Here is a 3,063-nt window from a genome sequence, read left to right as displayed (position 1 = left end):
CGCGCCCCGCATCCCCCGCACCCCCTACTTGTCGATGTCCCCCACCACGAAGAACAGCGACCCCAGAATCGCCACCATGTCCGCCACCAGCGTTCCCGGCAGCAGCTCGGTCAGCGCCTGGATGTTGTTGAAGGACGCCGAGCGGAGCTTGAGGCGGTACGGGGTCTTCTCGCCCTTGGACACGAGGTAGTAGCCGTTGAGGCCGAGCGGGTTCTCGGTCCACGCGTACGTGTGGCCCTCGGGGGCCTTCAGGACCTTCGGCAGGCGCTGGTTGACGGGGCCGGGGGGCAGCTCGGCGAGGTGGTCGAGGCAGGTCTCGGCGAGGTCGAGGGAGTTGTGGGTCTGGTCGAGGAGGCACTCGAAGCGGGCGAGGCAGTCGCCCTCCTCGCGGGTGACGACGCGCAGCACGTCCTGGAGTTCCTCGTAGGCGAGGTACGGCTCGTCGCGGCGCAGGTCGAAGTCGACGCCGGAGGCGCGGGCGATGGGCCCGCTCACCCCGTACGCGTGCACGGCGCGCGCGGAGAGGACGCCGACGTCGCGGGTGCGGCCGCGGAAGATCTCGTTGCCGAGGATGAGCCCGTCGTAGTCGGGCATCCGTTCGCGGACGCGTGCGAGCGCGGTGCGGACGCGCGCGGGCCAGCCGAGCGGGATGTCCTCCTTGAGGCCGCCGACGCGGTTGAACATGTAGTGCATGCGCCCGCCGGAGACCTCCTCCATGACGGCCTGGAGTTCCTCGCGCTCGCGGAAGGCGTAGAACATGGGCGTGATGCCGCCGAGTTCGAGCGGGTACGAGCCGAGGAACATGAGGTGGTTGAGGACGCGGTTGAGTTCGGCGAGGAGGGTGCGCAGCCAGACGGCGCGCTCGGGGACCTCCATGCCGAGCATCCGCTCGACGGCCATGACGACGCCGAGTTCGTTGGAGAACGCGGAGAGCCAGTCGTGCCGGTTCGCCAGCATGATGATCTGCCGGTAGTCGCGGGCCTCGAAGAGTTTCTCCGCGCCGCGGTGCATGTATCCGATGACGGGTTCGGCGCTCACGATCCGTTCGCCGTCGAGGACGAGCCGCAGCCGCAGCACGCCGTGCGTGGAGGGGTGCTGGGGGCCGATGTTCAGCACCATGTCGGTGCTCTCGGCCGCGCCGCCAATGCCGATCACGGTCTCCGTCATGGTTTCAGTCTCTCGCACCTACGCTGGACGGATGGAGACGGGGACGCGCCCGGGCGCGGACGACGGCATAGCGAACGGCGACGGCACGGGGCCGGGCGGCGCCGGGACGGGACCAAGCGACGGCGGCGCGGGTCCGGGCGACCGTACGGCCCGGACCGCCGACACCCCCTGGCTGCGCCTCCCCCGCCAGGTCCTCGCCCTGCGCCGCCTCCTCCTCGCCCTCTGCACCGTCCCGCTCGCCGCGTTCGTCGCCGGGCTCGTGGGCTGGCTCGCGGGCCCGGTGTGGGCGCTCTTCGCGTTGCTGCCGCTCGCCGTGCTCGCCTGCGGCTGGGTGCTGCTCGCCCGGAACTGGCGCTCGTGGGGCTACCGCGAGCGCGCCGACGACCTGCTCCTCGCGCGCGGGGTGCTGTGGCGGCGCGAGACGATCGTCCCGTACGGGCGGATGCAGCTCGTCGAGGTGACCTCGGGCCCGGTGGAACGGCGGTTCGGTCTCGCGAGCGTGCAGTTGCACACCGCGGCGGCGGCGAGCGACGCGCGCGTCCCCGGGCTCGTCCCGGCGGAGGCCGAGCGCCTGCGGGACCGGCTCACCGCGCTCGGCGAGGCCCGATCGGCGGGCCTGTGAGCGGCACGGCGGGGCTGCCGCCAGGCTCGTACGAAAATATGCCCACCACGGTGGTGACTGCCCCCCTGCCCCGCCAGCCCCTCCCCCGCCCCGAACGCCGCCTCCACCCCCTCACCCCCCTGCGCCGCGCCTGGGCGCCCGTCGCCGTGATCCTCGGCTGGGCGGTGCACGACCCGAACGGGACGTACCGGCAGTTGTCCGCGCTCGCGACGGGGACGCTCGTGCTCGCGAGCCTCGGCGTCGTCCTCGTCGCCTGCGTGTACGGGGTGCTGAGCTGGTGGGTGACGTGGTTCGCGGTGACGGAGAGCGAGTTGCGCATCCGTTCGGGGGTGCTGTTCCGGCGTACCGCGCACATCCGGCTCGACCGGCTCCAGGCCGTGGACGTGACGCGTCCGCTGCTCGGGCGGCTCGCGGGGGTCGCGAAGCTGAAGCTCGACGTGGTGGGCGCGAAGTCGAAGGACGAGCTGGCGTACCTCGCCGAGTCGGAGGCGCGGACGCTGCGCGCCGAGCTGCTCGCGCGGGCGTCGGGCGGCACGGTGCGGGTGCCGGACGAGTCGGAGCGGCGGGCGCTGTGGCGTGTCGCGCCGGGGCAGCTCGCGGGCTCCGTGCTGCTGAGCGGCGGGCTGTTCGGCTCGCTGTGCGGTGCGGCGTTCGTGTCGTGGCTGCTGTGGACGGCGTCGCACAGTCTGTGGTCGATCGCCGTGACGGCGGTGCCGATCGTGGGCGGCGCCGCGACGAAGCTGTTCCGTACGTACGCGAACGCCTACGACTGGACGGTCGGCGAGTCCCCCGACGGGCTGCGCCTGGACCACGGGCTGCTGGAGACGGCGCACGAGACGGTGCCGCCGGGGCGGGTGCAGTCGGTGCGGCTCGTGGAGCCGCCGCTGTGGCGGGTCTTCGGGTGGGTGCGGGTCGAGTTGCACGTGGCGGGCTCGCAGAACTCGGTGCTCGTCCCGGTCGCGCCGTACGCGACGGGCCGCGCGCTCGCGGCGCGGGTGCTGCCGGGTGAGGGGATGCCGGAGCCGGTCCGTCCGCCGGGCCGCGCCCGCTGGCGGCTCGCGTGGTGGTGGCGGGGGCAGGGCCTCGCGGTGGACGGGCACCTGTTCGTGGCGCGGCAGGGGGTGTTGCGCCGTACGACGTCGCTCGTGCCGCACGCGAAGGTGCAGAGCGTCCGCTTCACGCAGGGCCCCTGGGAACGCGCCCTCGGTCTCGCCTCGCTGGCCGTCGACCACGGCGCCAACGGTACGGTCCGCGCCCGCGCCCGCTCCGCCGAC

Annotated in this window: 3 protein-coding genes; 2 read left to right on the top strand and 1 reads right to left on the bottom strand. The window is 73.5% G+C overall.

Features of this window, described 5'->3' with window-relative positions:
* Positions 1-24: 24 nt before the first annotated feature.
* The gene (locus G3I42_RS09930) at positions 25-1,167 is read right to left on the bottom strand and encodes an NADH-quinone oxidoreductase subunit D (protein ID WP_164284386.1); all 1,143 of its coding nucleotides are present in this window, start codon (positions 1,165-1,167) and stop codon (positions 25-27) included.
* A 31-nt stretch (positions 1,168-1,198) separates the two neighbouring features.
* On the opposite strand from G3I42_RS09930, the gene G3I42_RS37470 reads away from it, so the two are divergent.
* Both G3I42_RS37470 and G3I42_RS09920 read left to right on the top strand, forming a co-directional pair.
* Positions 1,199-1,789, top strand: coding sequence for a PH domain-containing protein (locus tag G3I42_RS37470; RefSeq protein WP_343244505.1), 591 nt, complete (start codon positions 1,199-1,201; stop codon positions 1,787-1,789).
* 50 nt (positions 1,790-1,839) lie between these two features.
* Positions 1,840-3,063 (top strand): PH domain-containing protein (locus G3I42_RS09920; RefSeq protein ID WP_343244504.1); only part of this gene is annotated, 1,224 nt, incomplete at its 3' end.

Origin of the sequence: Streptomyces sp. SID11385 (assembly GCF_010548245.1) — a bacterium.
In the GTDB taxonomy this organism is placed as follows: Bacteria; Actinomycetota; Actinomycetes; order Streptomycetales; family Streptomycetaceae; genus Streptomyces.
This window is presented reverse-complemented; position numbering and strand designations above follow the sequence as displayed.

What these genes read in the sequence shown, in the direction of transcription:
- G3I42_RS37470 (WP_343244505.1), top strand. Translation starts at nt 1,199, where the DNA reads ATGGAGACGGGGACGCGCCCGGGCGCGGACGACGGCATAGCGAACGGC.
- G3I42_RS09930 (WP_164284386.1), bottom strand. Translation starts at nt 1,167, where the DNA reads ATGACGGAGACCGTGATCGGCATTGGCGGCGCGGCCGAGAGCACCGAC.